General features: G+C 57.1%; 16 protein-coding genes. 10 read left to right on the top strand and 6 right to left on the bottom strand.

Going from position 1 to position 19,663, the window contains the following annotated elements:
- The first annotated feature begins 170 nt into the window (after positions 1-170).
- Genes RUM8411_RS08215 through RUM8411_RS08230 form a run of 4 tightly spaced genes read left to right on the top strand, consistent with a single transcriptional unit; the run spans position 171 to position 6,421 of the window.
- Positions 171-3,278 carry an ABC transporter transmembrane domain-containing protein gene (locus RUM8411_RS08215; protein WP_085822217.1) on the top strand — a complete coding sequence of 1,036 codons (3,108 nt, stop codon included), beginning with the start codon at positions 171-173 and terminating at the stop codon, positions 3,276-3,278.
- A complete protein-coding gene (locus tag RUM8411_RS08220) occupies positions 3,271-4,158 on the top strand; it encodes a CPBP family intramembrane glutamic endopeptidase (RefSeq protein WP_306372835.1) in 888 nt (295 codons plus the stop codon). Before RUM8411_RS08215 ends, RUM8411_RS08220 begins: the two co-directional genes overlap by 8 nt.
- 59 nt (positions 4,159-4,217) lie before the next feature.
- Positions 4,218-5,150 carry an acetyl-CoA carboxylase, carboxyltransferase subunit beta gene (gene accD / locus RUM8411_RS08225; RefSeq protein ID WP_085822218.1) on the top strand — a complete coding sequence of 311 codons (933 nt, stop codon included), beginning with the start codon at positions 4,218-4,220 and terminating at the stop codon, positions 5,148-5,150.
- Positions 5,147-6,421, top strand: a complete 1,275-nt coding sequence (locus RUM8411_RS08230) for a bifunctional folylpolyglutamate synthase/dihydrofolate synthase (protein ID WP_085822219.1) — start codon at positions 5,147-5,149, stop codon at positions 6,419-6,421. The genes accD and RUM8411_RS08230 overlap by 4 nt, the downstream gene beginning before the upstream one ends.
- Positions 6,422-6,480: 59 nt before the next feature.
- Here the strand turns inward: RUM8411_RS08230 and zapE are convergent, their stop codons facing one another.
- Positions 6,481-7,539 carry a cell division protein ZapE gene (gene zapE / locus RUM8411_RS08235; RefSeq protein WP_085822220.1) on the bottom strand — a complete coding sequence of 353 codons (1,059 nt, stop codon included), beginning with the start codon at positions 7,537-7,539 and terminating at the stop codon, positions 6,481-6,483.
- A 146-nt stretch (positions 7,540-7,685) separates the two neighbouring features.
- Here zapE and RUM8411_RS08240 point away from each other — a divergent pair, with 146 nt between their 5' ends.
- Complete coding sequence (locus RUM8411_RS08240; protein ID WP_085822221.1) at positions 7,686-8,924, top strand: MFS transporter; 1,239 nt, start codon at positions 7,686-7,688, stop codon at positions 8,922-8,924.
- Position 8,925: 1 nt separating this feature from the next.
- Here RUM8411_RS08240 and RUM8411_RS08245 read toward each other — a convergent pair whose 3' ends face one another.
- The 5 genes from RUM8411_RS08245 to RUM8411_RS08265 all read right to left on the bottom strand — a co-directional run bounded on the left by RUM8411_RS08245 (position 8,926) and on the right by RUM8411_RS08265 (position 13,454).
- Positions 8,926-9,546 carry an HAD family hydrolase gene (locus RUM8411_RS08245; protein ID WP_085822222.1) on the bottom strand — a complete coding sequence of 207 codons (621 nt, stop codon included), beginning with the start codon at positions 9,544-9,546 and terminating at the stop codon, positions 8,926-8,928.
- A gap of 145 nt (positions 9,547-9,691) precedes the next feature.
- Positions 9,692-10,147 (bottom strand): YaiI/YqxD family protein, encoded by a 456-nt coding sequence (locus RUM8411_RS08250; protein ID WP_085822223.1) that lies wholly within the window; start codon positions 10,145-10,147, stop codon positions 9,692-9,694.
- On the bottom strand, positions 10,144-11,592 hold the full coding sequence (gene sthA / locus RUM8411_RS08255) for a Si-specific NAD(P)(+) transhydrogenase (RefSeq protein ID WP_085822224.1): 1,449 nt from the start codon (positions 11,590-11,592) through the stop codon (positions 10,144-10,146). The genes RUM8411_RS08250 and sthA overlap by 4 nt, the downstream gene beginning before the upstream one ends.
- Positions 11,593-11,595: 3 nt before the next feature.
- Complete coding sequence (gene fghA / locus RUM8411_RS08260; protein ID WP_085822225.1) at positions 11,596-12,429, bottom strand: S-formylglutathione hydrolase; 834 nt, start codon at positions 12,427-12,429, stop codon at positions 11,596-11,598.
- A gap of 95 nt (positions 12,430-12,524) precedes the next feature.
- Complete coding sequence (locus tag RUM8411_RS08265; protein ID WP_085822226.1) at positions 12,525-13,454, bottom strand: AEC family transporter; 930 nt, start codon at positions 13,452-13,454, stop codon at positions 12,525-12,527.
- Positions 13,455-13,659: 205 nt separating this feature from the next.
- On the opposite strand from RUM8411_RS08265, the gene RUM8411_RS08270 reads away from it, so the two are divergent.
- The 5 genes from RUM8411_RS08270 (at position 13,660) to RUM8411_RS08290 (ending at position 19,662) form a co-directional block, all read left to right on the top strand.
- Positions 13,660-14,277, top strand: coding sequence for a TetR/AcrR family transcriptional regulator (locus tag RUM8411_RS08270; RefSeq protein WP_085822227.1), 618 nt, complete (start codon positions 13,660-13,662; stop codon positions 14,275-14,277).
- A gap of 731 nt (positions 14,278-15,008) precedes the next feature.
- Entirely contained in the window at positions 15,009-16,592 is a 1,584-nt protein-coding gene (locus tag RUM8411_RS08275; protein ID WP_085822228.1) for an ABC transporter substrate-binding protein, read from the top strand.
- A gap of 66 nt (positions 16,593-16,658) precedes the next feature.
- The gene (locus RUM8411_RS08280) at positions 16,659-17,753 is read left to right on the top strand and encodes a M24 family metallopeptidase (RefSeq protein ID WP_085822229.1); all 1,095 of its coding nucleotides are present in this window, start codon (positions 16,659-16,661) and stop codon (positions 17,751-17,753) included.
- A complete protein-coding gene (locus tag RUM8411_RS08285; protein WP_085822230.1) occupies positions 17,753-18,760 on the top strand; it encodes an ABC transporter permease subunit in 1,008 nt (335 codons plus the stop codon). The genes RUM8411_RS08280 and RUM8411_RS08285 overlap by 1 nt, the downstream gene beginning before the upstream one ends.
- Positions 18,760-19,662, top strand: a complete 903-nt coding sequence (locus RUM8411_RS08290) for an ABC transporter permease subunit (RefSeq protein ID WP_085822231.1) — start codon at positions 18,760-18,762, stop codon at positions 19,660-19,662. Before RUM8411_RS08285 ends, RUM8411_RS08290 begins: the two co-directional genes overlap by 1 nt.
- The last annotated feature ends 1 nt before the right edge of the window (position 19,663 follow it).

A 19,663-nucleotide genomic window follows, 5' to 3' on the forward strand; every position in this document is an offset into this window, starting at 1 on the left:
TAAAATTCCGGAACCGTAAACGCGCATGTGACTGGGCATTGCGACTTCGGTCTGATAGAGCAAGCGCTATTCTTGCAATCGATCAGGTCAGTGCGTACCGTCCGACACGTGGTTGCACAGGATCATCCAAACAAAAAAGCACCCATTATAATTCGAGGCACGTCCGGGGCATGGAACCCACTCTTTTTGCATTCATCTGGAAATACTCAAAGAAACAACAACTTGTGCTGTTGTGTTTGACGGTATTGTCGTTTCCGTTTCTTTACGCGTCGCTTGAGCTGCCCAAGCAGATCATCAACGACGCCATCGGCGCGCCCAATGACACCGTGACATTCCTTGGCATCACGGTGACGCAGATCGAGTACCTGTTGATCCTGTGCGTGGCCTTTCTGGCAACCGTGATCGCAAGCGGCCTGATGAAAATGCGCATCAACACGATGAAGGGCGTCCTTGCCGAGCGGATGCTGCGCCGCCTGCGGTTTACCCTGATCCATCGCAGTATGCGGTTTCCGAAATCCTATTTTGCCACCACCAGCCAGGGTGAGCTGGTGTCGATGATCACCTCCGAAGCTGAACCGATGGGGGGGTTGATGGGCGATGCGATTGCCCAGCCGGTTTTCCAGTTCGGTCAGATGATGACCATCGTGACCTTTTTGTTTATGCAAAGTATCTGGTTCGGGCTGGCCAGCATCGCGCTGATCCCGCTGCAGGCTTGGTTGATCCCGAAACTCCAGCGACAGATCAATCTGCTGAACAAGGACCGTATTCAGCAGGTACGCCACCTGAGCTCGGAAATCGGGGAAAGTGCGGCGGGTATCAGCGACCTCCGCACCAATGGCGGCTGGCGATACCGGCTGGCACAGTTCAGCCACCGGCTGGGAACTTTGTTTGAGATCCGGTTCAAGATCTACAACAAGAAATTCTTCATGAAATTCCTCAACAATCTGATCACTCAGATGACGCCGTTCCTGTTCTATTCGGTCGGCGGGTATCTGGCGATCACGGGTGAGGTCACCGTTGGTGCCCTTGTGGCCGCTCTTGGCGCCTATAAAGACCTCAGCGGCCCCTGGAAGGATCTGCTGACCTATTACAACCAGGTGCAGGATATGTCGCTGCGGTGGGAAATTGTGACCGAACGGTTTGCGCCGGACAACATGGTGCCGGAGAACCTGTTTTTGGGCGAACCGGAAACGATCCCTCATCTGACCGGTGACATCGTCTTGCACAATGTCACCGTGCGCGATGACGACGGGAAAACCATCCTGGAAGATATCGACCTGACGATCCCCAAAAGCGCACGTGTCGCGATTCAATCGTCAAGCGCAGCTGAACGCAGCGCATTGGCTCAATTGCTGACCCGAGAGCTTTTGCCCGTGCAGGGCGACGTCACGATCGCCGGGCATGACATCCAGACCCTGCACCAATCCGTGATCGCAGCGCGGATCGGGTACGCCTATTCTAGGCCCTACCTGTTCGACGGGACCCTGGGCGACAATCTTTTGATGCCTCTGCGCACGCACCCGCAGCACGAAGCCGAGGCGCTAAAGGCCCCATCACGCTGGCAGATCGAAGCCGCCCGCGCAGGCAACCCCACGGATTCCCTGTCGGACGAATGGATCGATCCGGGACTGGCTGGACTGGACGATATCGAGGACATCCGCGACTGGTGGTTCAAGCTGGTCGAAGCGATGGGCATTGATGAGTTCATGTTTCGCCGTACGTTGCGTACTCAGTTCAATCCCCAACAGCACCCGGCACTGGCGAAAGATATCGTGAACCTGCGCGATACAGTGGCCGAGAGGTTGCGGGAGAAGGGGTTGGAAAGGTATGTCTATCGGTTTGATCCTGCACGTTTCAATCCCGCCGTCCCGTTGGGTGGAAACCTGCTATATGCAGCACCATCGCACGATATCTCGCCGGATATTCTGGCCGGCGACGGTCGGTTCATGTCCATGCTGCGACGACACGAGCTGGACGACGATGCGATGGCAATCTCGAACGCAGTGATTGAGACGCTGAACCAGACCTTTGGGCGCGATGGCACCGATCATCCGTTGTTTTTGCGTCTGGGTATGACAAAGGACATGTACCACCGACTTTTGGATATTGAAGAGCGGCGCAAGTCCAAGGGCGAAGCAAGTATCTCTGAACAGGAACGCGCCTTGTTGCTGACCGTTCCATTCCTGTTGACCGCGGAACAGATCGGCCCGGATTTTCCAGACGAATACAAGGACAAGATCCTGGCCATTCGCAGCGGTCAGGCTGAAAGGCTACGGGCGTCGATGAATGGCATGTTCATTCCGGTGACACCCGACGCCTATATCGCCCGTATGACGGTGATGGAAAACGCACTGTACGGGCGCATTTCCCTTATGGCTGGGGCACATAGGGACGAGATTGAAGATGTTGTGGCCGATGCCATGAACGAAGCCGGGCTGCGCCGCCGCGCCGCCACGATCATCTATGACCTGCCCTCGGGTCTGGGCGGAAACAACCTGCCGACGGTGTTTCAGGAACGTGCGGCGTTCTCGCGTGCCGGGATCAAGCGTCCGGACGTTCTGGTCCTGGACAAGGCCCTGGCCAGCCACGATTCGGAAAGCCGGTTGAGAACACGCCTGAAGCTGCGTGAGTTGCTGCCGGAATCGATCATGATCTTTATGGAAGATCACTTCGCTCATCCCGAAGCCTATGACCTATTCGTCGAAATCAAGGACGGTCGCATTGATGGGGTATCGAAAACACATAGTCTGGATGACACAGGGGCGACAGCTGATCTGAGCCGCAAGCTCAAGATCATTTCCTCGACCGAGTTGTTTTCCGGCATCGATGGCCGCAACCAGCGCCTGCTGGCCTTTTCAGCGCAATGGTATGATGCGGCGGCTGGTCAGGTCATCTTTTCCAAGGGGCAGGCCCCGGACGCGGCCTATCTGTGCATCACAGGGCAGGCCAGGTTGGATTGGCCGGATGATATGGGCGGGAAACGGGTTGTGTCGGTCATCGAGCCCGGTCGCCTGATCGGTGATCTTTCCATTATCACTGGCGAGGCCCGGCAGTTGGATCTGGTCGCCAATACCGATTGCTCGTTCCTGCGTATTGGCGCGGAGGAATTGCGTGCAGTGCTGGAAAGCGATGCTTCGGTCGCAGCGCAGCTTTTGAAGGCCGTCGCACTGAACCTGACCGGGCTGGCCAGCAGAATCAGCGATGCCGAAAACCCCAACGCCTTTTTCCCAGAGGTTCCACAGATCGTGGGCGTGGAAGATGCAGGTGAGAATGCGTAATTCGGCCTATTCAGCCCATGAAGGGCTTGTGCGGGATGGGCGCGCCAAACCCGAGTTTTGGCGATTTCTTTTAGGTATGGCCATCGTCGCAATTGTTGTGACCGGGTCGAACCTGGTCCTATTCACCTCGGTTGCGTCGCTGGGATCTTTTGAAAGGGCCGAGGATTTTTTGCGCGGCGCAACCCCAATGGCCGTGGTCATCGTGCTTGCCAGCTTTGGTTTTACCACCCTTGGTGTGGCTCTGGCAGCGCAGCAGCTGCAACGTAGGTCATTGCGGTCGATCCTTGGCCCTTACAGCCTGGCGATCACGCAATTTCGGCGTGTTTTTGAAGCTTTACTAATAGTAACTCTGATCATTGCGGTTCTACCTCCTTATGGGCTGGGGCAGCCGCTGGAGCAAAATCTGGAATTTTCGCACTGGCTTGTTTTTCTGCCCTTGGCCCTTGGGGCCGTTTTTATTCAGACCAGCGCCGAAGAGGTTCTGTTTCGCGGCTACATGCAGCAATGTCTGGCTGCACGTTTTCGATCCCCGATCATCTGGATGGGGGTACCGTCGTTATTGTTTGCCGCTGGCCACTATGCGCCCAGCATTGCCGGTGAAAACGCGATGCTGATTGCTGTCTGGTCTTGCGTCTTTGGCCTGTGCGCTGCAGATCTGACCGCGCGGGCAGGGACCCTGGGCCCGGCTATCGCCTTGCATTTTTTCAACAATATCGTAGCCCTTCTGTTCATTTCGCTGCCCGACAGTCTTAGTGGGCTGGCGCTGTACTTGTTTCCATATGACATGTCCGACACAAGCGTTCTGCGGCAATTGCTGTATGTGGATTTCGCCGTGATGATGATCAGTTGGCTGACAGCACGCCTTGCACTCAGGCGCTGATTGCATTTCCTTCCGTAGCGTCTTATTTGACGTCAAAGCCGCACTAGCAAGGTTCCGATATGAACTGGATCACAAACTACGTCCGCCCCCGGATCAATTCGATCTTCTCGCGCCGGGAAGTGCCTGAAAACCTTTGGCACAAGTGCGACGAATGCGGCACGATGCTGTTTCACCGCGAACTGGCCGACAATCAGAACGTCTGCACCCAGTGCGATCATCACATGGGTATCACGCCGCGCGACCGGTTTTCGCACCTTTTTGATGGCGGAATTTTCACCGAAGTTTCGGTTCCCGCACCCAAGGACGATCCGCTGCAATTTCGAGATCAGAAGAAATATCCTGACCGGATGAAAACCGCCCAGAAGAACACTGGCGAAAAAGAAGCGATGCTGGTCGCGAAGGGTGAGATCGGACGCACACCAATTGTGGCCGCCGCACAGGATTTTTCGTTCATGGGCGGCTCGATGGGCATGTATGTCGGCAACGCCATCATCGCGGCTGCGCAAGAGGCGGTAAAGCTAAAGCGCCCGCTGATCCTGTTTTCAGCCGCCGGTGGCGCGCGGATGCAGGAGGGCATCCTCAGCCTGATGCAAATGCCGCGCACCACTGTTGCGGTTGAGATGCTGAAAGAGGCCAATCTGCCTTACATTGTTGTGCTGACCCATCCGACCACGGGCGGGGTGACAGCGTCTTATGCGATGCTGGGCGATGTCCATATCTCAGAACCCAACGCGCTGATCTGTTTTGCCGGGCCGCGTGTGATCGAACAGACCATACGGGAAAAACTGCCCGAGGGCTTCCAGCGCGCCGAATATCTGCTGGATCACGGCATGCTGGACCGGGTGACCAAACGGACCGAGATGCGGGACGAACTGATCACCATCACGCGCATGCTGATGAACCAGCCGCCGGCGGTCAAAGGCGATCTGCCTGCGCCACACCCCGAGGACGCCAAGGCCGAAACTCTGACCGAGGACCCGGGCAAGACATGACGTCCCAGACATCCGACCGCATCCTGGAACGGATGATGGCGCTGCATCCCAAGATCATTGACCTGACCTTGGACCGTGTGTGGCGTTTGCTGGCGGCTCTGGACAATCCGCAGACAAAACTGCCACCCGTGATCCATATTGCCGGAACAAACGGTAAAGGTTCGACCCAGGCAATGATCCGCGCCGGGATCGAAGGGGCAGGGCTGTCGGCACATGCCTATACCTCGCCCCATCTGGCACGGTTCCATGAACGCATCCGCCTAGCCGGTGCGCTAATATCAGAACCCGACCTCAGCGCCGTTCTGGATGAATGTTACGCCGCCAATGGGGGCGAAAACATCACCTATTTTGAGATCACGACATGCGCCGCGCTGCTGGCCTTTGCGCGTGCGCAGGCTGACTTCACTCTGCTTGAAGTCGGCTTGGGCGGTCGTCTGGATGCAACCAATGTCGTCCACGAACCTGTCGTGACGGTGATCACGCCGATCTCTATCGACCACGAACAGTTTCTTGGCAACACGCTGGGCAAAATCGCCGCCGAAAAGGCGGGGATCATCAAACCGGGCGTTCCCTGTATCGTCGGCCCTCAACAGGATGAGGCGCTGGAAGTCATCGAATACACAGCCGCCCGCCTTGGCGCCCCGCTGCTGGTCCATGGCCAGCATTGGCATGTGACCGAGGAAAACGGCCGTCTGGTCTATCAGGACGAAACCGGCCTGCGGGATCTGCCGCTGCCCAAACTGCTGGGCGCACATCAGATTCAGAACGCCGGGGCCGCTCTGGCGGTTCTGCGTCACCTCGATCTGGGCGACGACGCGTATGAGGCCGCAATGACGAAACCGGAATGGCAAGCCCGTATGCAACGGCTGAAAGCTGGCCCTCTGGTCGATCAGGCAGGGCAGGCCGAATTGTGGCTCGATGGAGGTCACAACGCCGCCGCCGGCAGTGCTTTGGCCGACGTGCTGACCAAGCTGCCCGCACGCCCCACCCATATGATCTGCGGTATGCTGAACACAAAGGATGTTACAGGCTATCTGGCCCCGCTCGCAAAGCAAGTCGACAGCCTGACCGCGGTTTCAATCCCCGGCGAGGCCAATACGTTAAGTGCCGAAGACACTGCCAAAGCAGCGACCCAAGTCGGTCTCAGCGCCGCGACGGCCAAAAGTGTCGCCGCTGCTTTGCAAGCCATTCTCGACAAAGATCCGCAAGCGCGGGTTCTGATCTGCGGCTCGCTTTATCTGGCAGGCAACATCTTGCGCGAAAACAGCTAGCTTCACCTGGCTCAAAATATCCAGGGGAGGCGCGCGCTGCGCGACGGGGGCAGCGCCCCCTATTTACCCCAGCCCTGATCCTGCATTTCCCGCAACCGTGATGCGGTGCGTTCAAACTCAAACGTTCCTTCGCCTTCGACATACAGCATTTCGGGCTCAGCCGCCGCAGAACAAATCAACCGGACTTTCGCTTCGTACAACGCATCGATCAGCGTGACAAAGCGCTTGGCTTCATTGAAGTTGTTGCGGGACAAGCGCGGAACGTCTTCCAACACCAGCACTTTCACTTCTTCTGCGATTGCCAGATAGTCCGCAGGCCCCAGCATCCGCCCGCACAGGTCATAGAAATTCGCCCGGGCCACCCCGTTGCGAAACGCGGGCAATTCCACGGCACGACCGTTGACCTGAAGGATCAATGGTTCGGCCGCACCGCCTGCCAGATCGGTCCAGACGCTGCGAATACTCTGCCGCGCTTCGGGCCCAATCGGCGTGAAATAGACCAGCGCACCCTCCAACCTGTTCTGGCGGTAATCAGTGGGCGAGATCAGCTCCCACACCTCAAGTTGTTCCTTGATATGCGCGATGAAGGGCAGGAACAGCTGCCGGTTCAGCCCATCCTTGTAAAGGTCATCCGGGTGACGGTTCGAGGTCGTGATCACCACCACACCACCGTCATGCAACATGTCAAACAGCCGACCCACGATCATGGCATCGGTGATATCGGTGATCTGCATCTCGTCAAACGCCAACACCCGCACCGATTTCACGACCGAAGCCGCAACCGGGGCCAGCGCATCCTCAACCCCGTCCTTGCGGGCCTTGTGCATACTCGCGTGGATTTCTTGCATGAAAGCATGGAAATGCACACGCCGCGCCGGGATTTCGCCCAGCCCATCGACAAACATATCCATCAACATGGACTTCCCGCGTCCAACACCACCCCACAGGTACAGACCCTTGGGCGGTAGGGGTGCCTTGCGAAACAAGCCGCGTTTGACCGGTTCGGCCAAAGCTGCGCGAATGCGTTCGAACTGGGGAAGAACGGCCTCTTGCGCGTCGTCTCTGGTCAGGGTGCCGTCGGCGACCTGCCTGTCATAGTGCGAAATCAAACCCGTCATAACCCGAGGCATAGCGTCCGGCTTGCCCGTTGAAAACCCGCCTTGTTGGTGTCACATCAATTTTGCTGATCCCAAAGGGCAAAACTCCTGAATTGACGCCGAGCACAATCGGGATAACGTCAGGACAGAAATTCCCAGAGGTCATAATGCCCCAATCCGTCCGTCTTCTGAACCCGATCCTGATCGTTGGCTGCGTTATCATCACGGTCAATTTCGCGGTGCGCGGATCTTTTGGTGTGTTCCAGATACCCATCGCGGACGAATTCGGCTGGCTGCGCTCTGATTTCTCGATGGCGATTGCAATCCAGAACCTGGCCTGGGGCATCGGTCAGCCCATCTTTGGCGCCATCGCTGAAAAGGTCGGTGACCGACGCGCCATTGTTTTGGGCGCACTGGTTTATGCCGCAGGTATGGTTCTGTCGGCGTGGTCTGTCACACCGTTCGAACATCAGATGTACGCGTGGCTGGTCGGGTTTGGTATCGCAGGAACCGGGTTCGGCGTGATCCTGGCCGTAGTGGGCCGGGCCTCGTCGGACGCAAACCGATCCATGTCACTGGCTATTGTCACAGCAGCAGGCAGTTTCGGACAGGTCCTGGGCGCCCCCACCGCGGAATGGATGCTGACATTTCTGCCCTGGCAACAGGTGTTCATCGTCTTTGCCATCGCAATTCTGGCAATGATCCTGACACTGCCGTTTATGCGCGCGCCGCAAGCGATCAGCCGGGCAGAGCAAGAAGAAAGCATGAGCCAAATCCTGGGTAGAGCGTTCCGGGACCCGTCCTACACACTGATCTTCCTGGGGTTTTTCAGCTGCGGTTACCAATTGGGTTTTATCACCGCCCACTTCCCAGCCTTCGTGACCGAGATGTGCGGTCCAATTCAACCGGGCGGCGTTTTACATTCGATCGGGATCACATCAACCTCTGCACTAGGCGCGGTCTCGATTTCCTTGATCGGCCTGGCCAATATCGGTGGAACACTTCTGGCGGGCTGGGCTGGCAACCACTTTCCCAAGAAATACCTGCTGGCTGCCATCTATACCGCCCGAACACTGGCGGCCGCTGCGTTCATCGTGTTCCCGATCACACCGCTTTCGGTTATCGTGTTTTCACTGGTGATGGGCTCGCTCTGGCTGGCCACGGTGCCGCTTACCTCAGGCCTGGTCGCGCATCTTTATGGCCTGCGCTATATGGGCACGCTCTATGGCATCATCTTCTTTAGCCATCAGGTCGGCAGCTTCCTGGGCGTCTGGCTGGGCGGGCGGATGTATGACCAATACGGCGATTACACCACGGTCTGGTGGATCGGCGTCGCAATCGGAGCCTTTAGCGCCATCGTCCACCTGCCCATCCGCGAATACAGGTCAGCCCCCATCGCCACCTAAGCTAGACGGCTTCGCCCCGCGTCAGCAAACCGTCAGACACCAGCCGATCTGCCCATCCCTGAGCGCCGGTGAAATGATGCGTCTGCCAGCCTCGCGCCCGCGCGGTTTCGATGTTGTCGATCCGGTCATCGGTAAACAGCAACCGCTCGGGCGGCACGCCACAATCGGCTTCGACCATCTCATAAATTGGCACATGAGGCTTCACTAGTTTCATACGGCCAGAGACATACTGACGGTCAAATTCGTTTAGAAACGGATAGACCGTGGTGGCATAATCGAAATTCTGCACCCCGAAATTGGTCAGCGCAAATACCGGAATACGCTTGTCGCGCAAGGCCCGTTGCAACCGTACAGAGTGGGGAATTTCCGGGGCCGCCAACTCAATCCAATTATCATGCCACATGCGGATTTCGTCGCGCCACTCCGGGTACTTCTCGGCCCAGTTATAGATTGTATCGGTGAAATGATGCCCCTGATCGACAAGGTCGTTCATCCCGTGCAGATCCACCTCGGCAAACATGGCCCGGCGACGATCTTCGCCAATCACTTTGTCGTAATAGCGTTCTGGCTGCCACTCGATCAGGACATTTCCAATATCAAAAACAACGGCTTCAATCGGCATGGGTATTTCCCGTTCTCACAATCCCTGTTGCCGGTGACTGAACCAATCCCGGTCGGAATTTACAAGGTCCTAACCGCAGCGCGCAGCGCTGCCTGGCCCAACCGGAGGTGGCGCATCTTTGATGCGTCTTCGACGAGCGGGAGCCTTACTTGCGCAGCGCGGCCCGCAACTCCCGCTCCAGCGCGTCCAGAAATCGGGAGCGATCAGCTTTACCGAACGGCTTACCTCCGCCACCGGCACCCAGCGGATTAGCGGCCCGCAGATCGGCCATCAAATCACGCATCGCCAATTGTTGTCCGATATTGGCCGCCGTAAAAGCCTCTCCGTTTGGACGCAGAACGCACGCGCCCGCCTCAACGCATTTCGCAGCCAGAGGGATATCGGATGTCACTACCACGTCTCCGGTCCCGCAGCGATCCGCTATCCATTTATCTGCCTCATCCGCCCCTTCGGCCACGATGACAACCTGCACCAAAGGGTTCGGCGATGGCCGCAATCCCCCGTTCGACACCAATGCCATCGCCACTTTGTGACGGGTGGCCACACGCTCCGCTTCGGCCTTTACAGGGCAGGCGTCGCCATCAATGAAAAGCGTCGTCACGCCTTTTTTGCCTGTTTTTCAGGTGGCTTCTTACGCACCTTGAATTCTTCCGGGATTGGCATCCGGTTGAACGCGTCCAGACCGGCGATCTTATAGGCCTCGGCCAGTGTCGGGTAGTTGAAGGTGTTCTGTACAAAGTAATCGACAGTGCCTTTCAGGTTCAGAACCGCCTGAGCGATATGGATCAGCTCTGTCGCGCCTTCACCCACGATCTGCACCCCAAGTACACGACGGGTTTTCAGCGAAAACAGCATCTTCAGCATGCCATGCTCTAATCCCATGATATGCCCGCGAGAAGTTTCGCGGAACCTGGCCACACCAACCTCATAGGGAATGCCGCGCTCTTGCAGCTCTTCTTCGGACATGCCGCAGGTTGAGATTTCGGGCACCGAATAGATGCCATAGGGATACCATGGGCTTTCTGGCAGGGTCGGGGTTTCCAGCGCATGACAGGCGGCCACGCGGCCCTGTTGCAAAGACGTAGACGCCAGCGACGGATGCCCGATCACATCACCGGTGGCATAGATATGCGGTACCGCAGTCTGATAGGTTTTGCGGTCCACGTCGATCCGGTTGCGATGGTCCGTTTCCACACCAACCGCATCCAGGTTCAGTGCCGAGGTCGCCCCCATCCGCCCGGCCGCAAACAACAGCATTTCCGCACGTACATGGCGGCCGTTTTCCAGTGTCACCTCAACATGCCCGCCAACGTCTTCGATTTTTTCAACGGCCGACCCCAACCGCAGGTCCACGCCGTTTTCGCGGATCTGATGGGTGAAATCATGGATCAAACGGGTATCGATAAAGTCCAGGAAAGTATCGCGCGGCTCGATCAAGGTGACCCGAACATCGAGGGTTGAGAACATGGTGGCGTATTCCACCCCAATCACCCCGGCACCAATCACCACCAGAGATCGTGGGATTTCCGCCATTTCCAGAAAATCGTCACCATCCAAAACCGTCTTGCCGTTGAACGGCACATAATCGGGCCGGTAGGTCTTGGTCCCCGTGGCGATCAAAAACTTGGCCGCTGTCAGACGTGTGGTTTCCCCGGCATCCGTGGCCACTTCAACGGTGTGTGGGCCGACAAATCTGGCCAGACCGTTCAGGGTTTCAACATGGTTGCGGTTGAACTGATGTTCCAGCACGTCGACCTCATGGTCCAAAGTCATGTGCAGGCGGGCTTTCAGATCCTCGGCCCGGATTTGGTCTTTTACCCGGTACGAGCGCCCGTAAAAGCTGCGCTCGCGCCAGCCTGACAGGTTCAGAACCGTTTCACGCAGGGTTTTCGAGGGGATCGTCCCGGTATGAACCGAGACACCGCCGAACCGATCCTTGCGGTCGATCACCAGCACGCGCCGCTTCAACTTTCCCGCCTGAATGGCCGCCGAACGACCTGAAGGGCCGGAACCGATGATAATCAGGTCGTAATCATAATCGCTCATGGCTCAGTCTCCGTACAGTGCCTCAGCGTGGAAGGTGATGTGATCTTCCATGAAGGTCGACACAAAGTAATACGAATGATCATAGCCGGGCTGCAGCCGGAAAATCGCCTGTTGGCGGCGCATGGCGATTGCCTGTGCCAGGGCTTCGGGGCGCAGAAGATCGATAAACTGGTCATTGGCACCAGTGTCGATCAGGACGGGCCCGTCAAACCCCTTTTCCGCCATCAGGATTGAAGCGTCATGTTTGGCCCAATCAGCCTCATCCGTGCCCAGATAGGCCTTGAGTTGCTTGCGCCCCCAATCCGCACCGGTCGGGTTTGAGAATGGCGCAAATGCCGAGACTGACTTAAAACGCCCCGGCAGATTCATCGCCATGTTCAGCGCGCCGTGCCCCCCCATCGAATGGCCGGTGATCGCCTGACGATCACTATCAATGGCAAAGTTCTGGGTCACCAAGGCGGGCAACTCTTCTGCCACATAGTCCCACATGTTGAAATGCGGTGCCCAGGGGGTTTGCGTGGCGTTCACATAGAACCCGGCACCTTGTCCCAGATCGTAATCTTCGTGATCGGCCACCCCTTCGCCGCGTGGTGAGGTATCGGGGAACACTACGGCAATGCCCTGTTCTGCGGCCCAGGCCTGCGCGCCCGCTTTGGTCATCGCGTTTTCATGGGTGCAGGTCAGACCGGACAGATACCACAGCACTGGAACCGGGCCGTCCTTGGCCTCGGCCGGCAGAAACAGACCAAAAGTCATATCGCACTGGCACGCGGTTGACGCATGGCGATACACGCCTTGCACACCACCAAAACATGCATTCTCCGAGAGGGTTTCCATCAGGCATCATCCTTCGCTTTATGGTGCGACATGGCTAACGGCCCGGGTCCCTGACGTAAAGTCCGAGAGCCTCTGACAGGCGTAATTTCCGCAAGTCAGGTTGTGCCGACCCACGCGATGACGAAAGGTACCGTCAGAATGCTGGCAGCTGTGGACAACAGGATCGCTGCCGAAGCCCGGTGCGGTGCCACGCCGTAATGCGCGGCCAGCATATAGACATTGCCAGCCACAGGCAGCGCTGCTGCAGCAATCGCAACAGTGGCAGGGAAGGTTTCTATCGGAATAATCCAGATCAAAGCGACGGCAACACAGATGGGGTGGATGACAAGTTTGCAGAAACTCAGCCACGCGGCGATCTGTACCCGCTCGGCTGATTTGCTGGCCAGCGACGCCCCGATTGCGAATAAAGCCCCCGGTGTGGCCGCACCGCCGAGAATTGTCAGAAAATCATTCAACGGCGTAGGGACCGGAACCTGCAGTGCAGACCAAAGCATTCCTGCGGAAATCGAGACGATCATCGGGTTTTTCAACAAGCCCAACCCAATCAACCGGAATGTGGCCGGGGTTAGTCGCCCGTCGCGCCCGCCATTGATCAAAATGACAATCAGCGAAGAAAACACGACGAGATCAACCGTCAACACCAGCATCACGGGGCCAATCGCGGCCTCAGAAAACAGCAGAGCCAGCATCGGCAAGCCGAGGAAACCTACATTGCCAATCGCCGCGCATTGCGCCTCGACTGCGGCAGTAGGAATTTCGAGACCACGTAGCCACGCCACCAGAGTTGCCAGCGTATAAACAACCACGGTGCCTAACAGGTACCCAAACACCAGCCGACCGTTGAAAATCTCGGCAAACGGCAACGTCGCGGCAAAGCGGAACAACATAGCCGACAGCGCAAAGAAAAAAACGAACTTGGTTAGATATGCGGTGGCGTCTTCGGAAAAAAACCGACTGCGACCGGCCCAATAGCCCAAGCCGATAATTGCAAAAAAAGGAAGCGTGCGCAGAAAGATATCGACCATGCGCAAACAGTTAACAGGGTTTTCACGGGCCGCAAGGCCAAGTCGGGCAACTCGGATTAACCGTTCATTGTCTGACCTGAGAGGGCAGTTTCTGACAATAAAATGATCGAAAAGCAAAGTTACGATGGGTCGGAACACATGAGAATCGTTGTATCTGAACTGATCGGTTTATAGTTTCAGCTAATCATCTATCAAAGGAGAGGTCATGACCCAAGCCGCCGCCATTCTACGAACGGGCCGCAAATTCGATCAGGTTTTGCGCGGCGCCCGAGAAGTTTTCATGGCAGATGGGTTCGAAGGCGCAAGTGTGGATGACATAGCCCGCGCGGCGGGGGTCTCGAAGGCGACGCTGTACAGCTACTTCCCTGACAAGCGCCTGTTGTTCATGGAAGTCGCTCAAACCGAGTGTAAGCGAATGGCGGAAAATGTCATTGCCATGATCGACGACAGCAAGCCTGCCCGTGAGGTTCTGACAATTGCCGCGACTCAGCTGACCGCCTTTCTGGTCTCTGAATTCGCGCAACAGGTGTTCAGGATCTGCGTGGCCGAGCGGGACAGGTTCCCCGAACTTGGCAAAGCCTTTTACGAAGCCGGGCCGCAGAATGGTCAGCGACAAATGGCAGAATACCTGGAAAAGGCTGTCAAAAAAGGTGAGCTGGCAATCGAAGACGTCCACATTGCAGCGGAACAATTCTCGGAACTGTGCAAAGTCAGAATTTGGCCCCGTGCAGCATTTGGAATTCAAACAAGTTTTGAGAAATCCGAAATTGATGCGATCGCTTTGCAGGCCGTAGACATGTTCATGGCCCGCTACGGCGTCTGAGTCTGTTCTAAACTTTTGCACGCACAAACCAGACCAATCGACAAAAAAAGTGGCTGGATATTGAGACTGATCAGCTTTCACCCGGACGGTCCATGCCCGGAGGAATTTGGTCAAAATGGTGGTTTCACCGAGCGGCACGTAGTGCCGGATGCGCACGCGTATGTCCGTGATTTCCCAAAGCATCACTCCCTGCAGGGTGACGGCATATCCGTCATGCGGATGACTGCGCCATAATCTCGGCCTTGGCGGCAGAACAGGCCAAACGCGACAACTGGCCCCAGAAGTTTGTGCCGTCAATGCTCCGGGGTATCTGCGTGATCTGGGTGCAGCCACACGCTCGTTGCTGGATCGAATTGGGCCCCACAAACTGGAAATCCACCCGCGGTGGTGCCCCGACCTTTGCCCTGTGATCTCAGGCCAATACCCGCATGGGAAAGGTGCCAGGCCCTTTTCGGCACAGCTGACTTTGTCTTTGGAACTACAGTGTGCCGCACGGGCGACAGGCGTATTCACATTATGCACTTGCTCAGCGCCCGCAAAACTCTCAACGTGAGAGTGTACCCAAATCACTGGCAGACGAGACTGTGGTAGGTTCGGGAAGTCAGTTGACAATGGATTTTGTATTTTGGATACATTGGGCAGGGATGTCGCGGCGGCGAGAGTCGCCAAAGATTGCTCTGGCCAAAATGAGCAACGCGAATGTCTGAAAAAAACATTTCTGGGAGATACTCATGAAACTGAAATTAATGGCCGCAACTGCTGCGATCGCCTTATCGGGCGCTGCGGCACAAGCAAATACGCTGGTCTATTGCTCCGAAGGATCGCCCGAAGGGTTTGACCCGGCGCTGTTCACGGCTGGCACAACCTTTGATGCGTCTTCGCACCCGATCTATAACCGCTTGCTTGAATTTGAGACCGGCACAACCAACGTGATCCCCGGTTTGGCCGAAAGCGTCGAGGCCAGCGATGATGGTCTGGAATACACATTCAAGCTGCGTCAGGGCGTCAAATTCCATTCGAATGACGAATTCACCCCGACCCGTGACTTTAACGCCGATGACGTGATCTTTTCGTTCATGCGCCAGAAGGACGAAGGACACCCCTTCAACCAGGTTTCTGGTGGCACATGGGAATACTTCCAGGGCATGGGTATGCCGGATCTGGTTGAGTCCATCGAAAAAGTTGACGACTACACTGTGAAATTCAAGCTTTCCAAGCCCGAGGCCCCGTTCGTGGCCAACATGGCGATGGATTTCGCTTCAATCCTGTCGGCAGAATATGCCGACGCGATGATGGAAGCGGGCACACCTGAAAAGCTGAACACCGCGCCAATCGGCACCGGCCCGTTCTCGTTCGTGGCTTATCAGAAGGACGCGGTGATCCGTTACGCCAACAACGGCGATTACTGGAAGGCGCCTGCTGACGTTGACAACCTAATCTTTGCGATCACACCGGACGCTTCGGTGCGCTATCAAAAGCTGAAAGCCGGCGAATGCCACATCATGCCTTATCCGAACCCCGCCGATATTCAGGCGATGCAGGATGACGCCGACATCAACATGCTGGAGCAAGAAGGCCTGAACGTGGGCTATCTGGCCTACAACACCACCATGGAGCCTTTCGACAACCCCAATGTCCGCAAAGCGCTGAACATGGCGATCGACAAGAACGCAATCATCGATGTTGTGTTCCAGGGCTCAGGGCAAGTGGCCAAGAACCCGATCCCGCCGACAATGTGGGGCTATAACGACGCGATCACTGACGATGCTTATGATCCCGAAGCCGCCAAGGCCATGCTGGAAGCAGAAGGCGTGACCGACCTGTCGATGAAGGTCTGGGCGATGCCAGTGCAGCGTCCTTACAACCCGAACGCACGCCGTATGGCAGAACTGATCCAGGCGGATTTCGCCAAGGTCGGAGTGGATGTTGAGATCGTGTCCTATGAATGGGGCGAATACTTGTCGCGGTCAAAAGAACTGAACCGGGATGGTGCGGTTCTGCTGGGCTGGACCGGCGACAACGGCGATCCAGACAACTTCCTGGCGGTTTTGCTGGGCTGTGACGGTCGCGAAGCCTCGAACCGCGCGCAGTGGTGCCACGAGCCCTTCGAAGACCTGATCCTGAAGGCCAAGCAGTCCACAGATCAGGCTGAGCGCACCAAGCTTTATGAAGAGGCACAAGTCGTCTTCAAAGAGCAGGCGCCTTGGGCAACTATTGCGCATTCGGTTGTTTACATGCCGATGAGCAACAAGGTGCAAGGTTACAAAGTGCACCCGCTGGGCGGCCACATCTTTTATGGTGTGAGCGTCGAATAAACCACCACTCACTGACCGGAGCCGCCCACCAGGCGGCTCCGGTTTCTTTTTTGGAGGTCGGCCTGAATGCCGGATTTGTCCGAGTACCGTCACCTGGCAAAGGACATGTCAGTAGACGCCGTGGCCCTTGTGCCCGGCCCGAATTTCACCCGTGCGCTGGGAAAACCATTCATGAGCCACGAGCGGCCCTTCGTGGTCGTGGTACCGGCCGAAGGGACTCCGGCTGCAATTGTGCCCAATCTTGAACTGGGCTCGTGGGCACTGGTTGGTTTCGACGGCGCCGTCTTCGACTGGCGCGATCAGACCGGCTATGATGACGCGTTCTCTGCCCTTGCAGAACATATGCCGCTGACTTCACTTGCCGTCGAAGGGCAGGTCATGCGAGTCTTTGTGTCCAAAGCTTTTACCCGCGCACTGCCCGATCTGAGGATCGTGGACGCCGAGCGCGAAATTTCTGGCCTGCGCATCATCAAGACCGAAGATGATATCGCGGCGCTGCAAACGGCGATTGATATCTCGGAACGCGCGCTGGACCGCGTGATCGCGGATGTGCGTGTGGGCCAGACAGAAAAACAGGTCGAACAGGCGCTGATACAGGCGCTGTTTGCCGAAGGTGCAGCCTCGCTGGCGTTTTCGCCTATCGTGGCGGCGGGTGACAACTCGGCGCAACCACATGGCACGGCACGCGAGGACTACCAGATCAAACCGGGCGACGCGCTTTTGTTCGATTTTGGTGCCCGCAAACACGGGTTTGCCGCCGATATCACGCGGACCTTTTTTGTCGAAGAAGCCTCGGACGAGGGCAGGGCGGTCTATGACACCGTGCTGCGCGCCAATCTGGCCGGGTTCGAGGCCTGTCGCCCTGGCACAACCGCCCATGATATTGACGACGCGGTGATCGGCGTGCTCGAAGCCTCGCCCTATGCCGATCGCATCCGTACCAAGACCGGTCATGGGCTGGGCCGCGATGTGCACGAGGCCCCATACATCATGCGCGGCAATGATCAGAAAATCCTTCCGGGTATGGTCTGGACCAATGAGCCAGGCCTTTATGATCTGGACAATTTCGGCGTTCGCATAGAAGATGACGTGCTTGTTACCGAGGACGGCTGTCGGTCTCTGACCCGCTTTCCCAAAGATCTCACAATAATAGGTCGCTGATGTTTGGCTACTTTCTCACACGCCTCGGCATGTTCATTCCGACATTTCTGGGCGTGACGCTGATTTCCTTCATGTTCATCCGGGTCCTGCCGGGCGACCCGATCATCGTTATGGCCGGAGAACGCGGCATGACCGAGGAACGCTATCAGGAGCTGGTTGAAAAGCTTGGCTTCGACAAACCGGTCCTGCAGCAATATTGGGACTATCTGACCGGCGTGATGCAAGGTGATCTGGGCGAAAGCTTTGTCACCAAAAAACCGGTCTGGGATGAGTTCTTTGCCCTGTTCCCCGCAACGATGGAGCTGTCGATCTGTGCGATGATATTTGCTGTTGCATTGGGTCTGCCTGCCGGTGTGATCGCGGCCGTAAACCGGGGCAAGTTCTTTGACCGGGCTCTGATGTCTTCGGCGTTGGTGGGGTATTCGATGCCGATCTTCTGGTGGGCGCTGCTATTGATCATTGTGTTTTCGGGCAATCTGGGCTGGACGCCGGTCTCGGGCCGGATTGATCTGCTATATTATTTCCCCGACGTAACCGGCTTCATGCTGATCGACAGCCTGTTATCCGGACAGGAAGGCGCATTTAAGTCGGCTGTACGACATTTGATCCTGCCAACAATTGTTTTGGGCACCATCCCTCTCGCTGTGATCGCGCGTCAAACGCGCTCTGCGATGCTTGAGGTTCTGGGCGAGGATTATATCCGCACCGCCCGTGCCAAAGGTCTTTCACCGTCGCGGATCAACGGTTTGCATGCGCTGCGCAACGCTCTGATCCCGGTGATCACCGTTATCGGCCTGTCGGTTGGAACACTGCTGGCGGGCGCGATCCTGACCGAAACGATCTTTAGCTGGCCGGGCATCGGCAAGTGGATGGTCGACAGCATTTTCCGCCGCGATTACCCGGTGGTGCAAGGCGGGTTGCTGATGATTGCGGTGATCGTCATGCTGGTAAACCTGCTGGTCGATGTCCTTTACGGCGTCATCAACCCCAAAATCCGGAGGCGGTGATGGCTGAACTGTCCGCAACCCCACCCAAAACCGAAGACCGTCCCAGCGCCCTGCGCGAGTTCTGGTTCTATTTCAGCGAAAACCGCGGCGCAGTGATGGGCCTTTGGGTCTTTGCCGCATTTGTATTCTGCGCCGCGTTCGCACCTTTACTGGCGCCGTATGATCCGACCGAGCAATTCCGGAATCACATATTGCAGCCCCCTGCATGGCAACAAGGCGGCAGCTGGGCCTTCCCTCTGGGCACCGATCCGCTGGGCCGGGATATGCTGTCGCGGCTGATCATGGGATCGCGATACTCCTTCTTTGTCGGCATCGTTGTTGTCTGTGTGGCAGTGACAGGCGGCGTGATTGTCGGCCTGCTATCCGGTTTCGCACCCAAGTGGGTCGACACTATGATCATGCGGGTGATGGATATCATTCTGTCTTTCCCTTCGCTGCTGCTCGCGCTGGTTCTGGTGGCTATTCTGGGGCCATCCTTGACCAACGCGATGATCGCCATCGCCATCGTGTTCCAGCCCCATTACGTGCGCTTGACCCGTGCCTCAGTGCTGTCTGAGCGGCAAAAAGACTATGTGACCTCAGCCCGCGTGGCCGGGGCCAGCAAGGCGCGGCTGATGTTCAAAACCGTTCTGCCCAATTGTCTGGCTCCGATCATCGTGCAGGCGGCACTGTCGTTTTCTACGGCCATTCTGGACGCCGCCGCGCTTGGCTTTCTGGGTATGGGCGCGCAACCGCCAACACCGGAATGGGGCACCATGCTGGCCGAGGCGCGCGAATTCATTCTGCGTGCATGGTGGGTGGTAACCTTCCCCGGTCTGGCCATTCTGGTCACAGTGCTGGCCATCAACCTGATGGGTGACGGTCTGCGCGACGCGCTAGACCCGAAACTAAAGCGGAGCTGAC

The sequence above is a fragment of the Ruegeria meonggei genome (assembly GCF_900172215.1).
GTDB classification, from domain to species: domain Bacteria; phylum Pseudomonadota; class Alphaproteobacteria; order Rhodobacterales; family Rhodobacteraceae; genus Ruegeria; species Ruegeria meonggei.

Excerpts from the sequence above, each read along its gene's own strand:
- RUM8411_RS08285 (WP_085822230.1), top strand. The coding sequence starts at position 17,753 with ATGTTTGGCTACTTTCTCACACGCCTCGGCATGTTCATTCCGACATTT.
- RUM8411_RS08240 (WP_085822221.1), top strand. The coding sequence starts at position 7,686 with ATGCCCCAATCCGTCCGTCTTCTGAACCCGATCCTGATCGTTGGCTGC.
- RUM8411_RS08270 (WP_085822227.1), top strand. The coding sequence starts at position 13,660 with ATGACCCAAGCCGCCGCCATTCTACGAACGGGCCGCAAATTCGATCAG.
- RUM8411_RS08280 (WP_085822229.1), top strand. The coding sequence starts at position 16,659 with ATGCCGGATTTGTCCGAGTACCGTCACCTGGCAAAGGACATGTCAGTA.
- RUM8411_RS08265 (WP_085822226.1), bottom strand. The coding sequence starts at position 13,454 with ATGGTCGATATCTTTCTGCGCACGCTTCCTTTTTTTGCAATTATCGGC.
- zapE (WP_085822220.1), bottom strand. The coding sequence starts at position 7,539 with ATGACGGGTTTGATTTCGCACTATGACAGGCAGGTCGCCGACGGCACC.
- accD (WP_085822218.1), top strand. The coding sequence starts at position 4,218 with ATGAACTGGATCACAAACTACGTCCGCCCCCGGATCAATTCGATCTTC.
- RUM8411_RS08245 (WP_085822222.1), bottom strand. The coding sequence starts at position 9,546 with ATGCCGATTGAAGCCGTTGTTTTTGATATTGGAAATGTCCTGATCGAG.
- RUM8411_RS08275 (WP_085822228.1), top strand. The coding sequence starts at position 15,009 with ATGAAACTGAAATTAATGGCCGCAACTGCTGCGATCGCCTTATCGGGC.
- RUM8411_RS08215 (WP_085822217.1), top strand. The coding sequence starts at position 171 with ATGGAACCCACTCTTTTTGCATTCATCTGGAAATACTCAAAGAAACAA.
- sthA (WP_085822224.1), bottom strand. The coding sequence starts at position 11,592 with ATGAGCGATTATGATTACGACCTGATTATCATCGGTTCCGGCCCTTCA.
- RUM8411_RS08230 (WP_085822219.1), top strand. The coding sequence starts at position 5,147 with ATGACGTCCCAGACATCCGACCGCATCCTGGAACGGATGATGGCGCTG.
- RUM8411_RS08290 (WP_085822231.1), top strand. The coding sequence starts at position 18,760 with ATGGCTGAACTGTCCGCAACCCCACCCAAAACCGAAGACCGTCCCAGC.
- RUM8411_RS08220 (WP_306372835.1), top strand. The coding sequence starts at position 3,271 with ATGCGTAATTCGGCCTATTCAGCCCATGAAGGGCTTGTGCGGGATGGG.
- fghA (WP_085822225.1), bottom strand. The coding sequence starts at position 12,429 with ATGGAAACCCTCTCGGAGAATGCATGTTTTGGTGGTGTGCAAGGCGTG.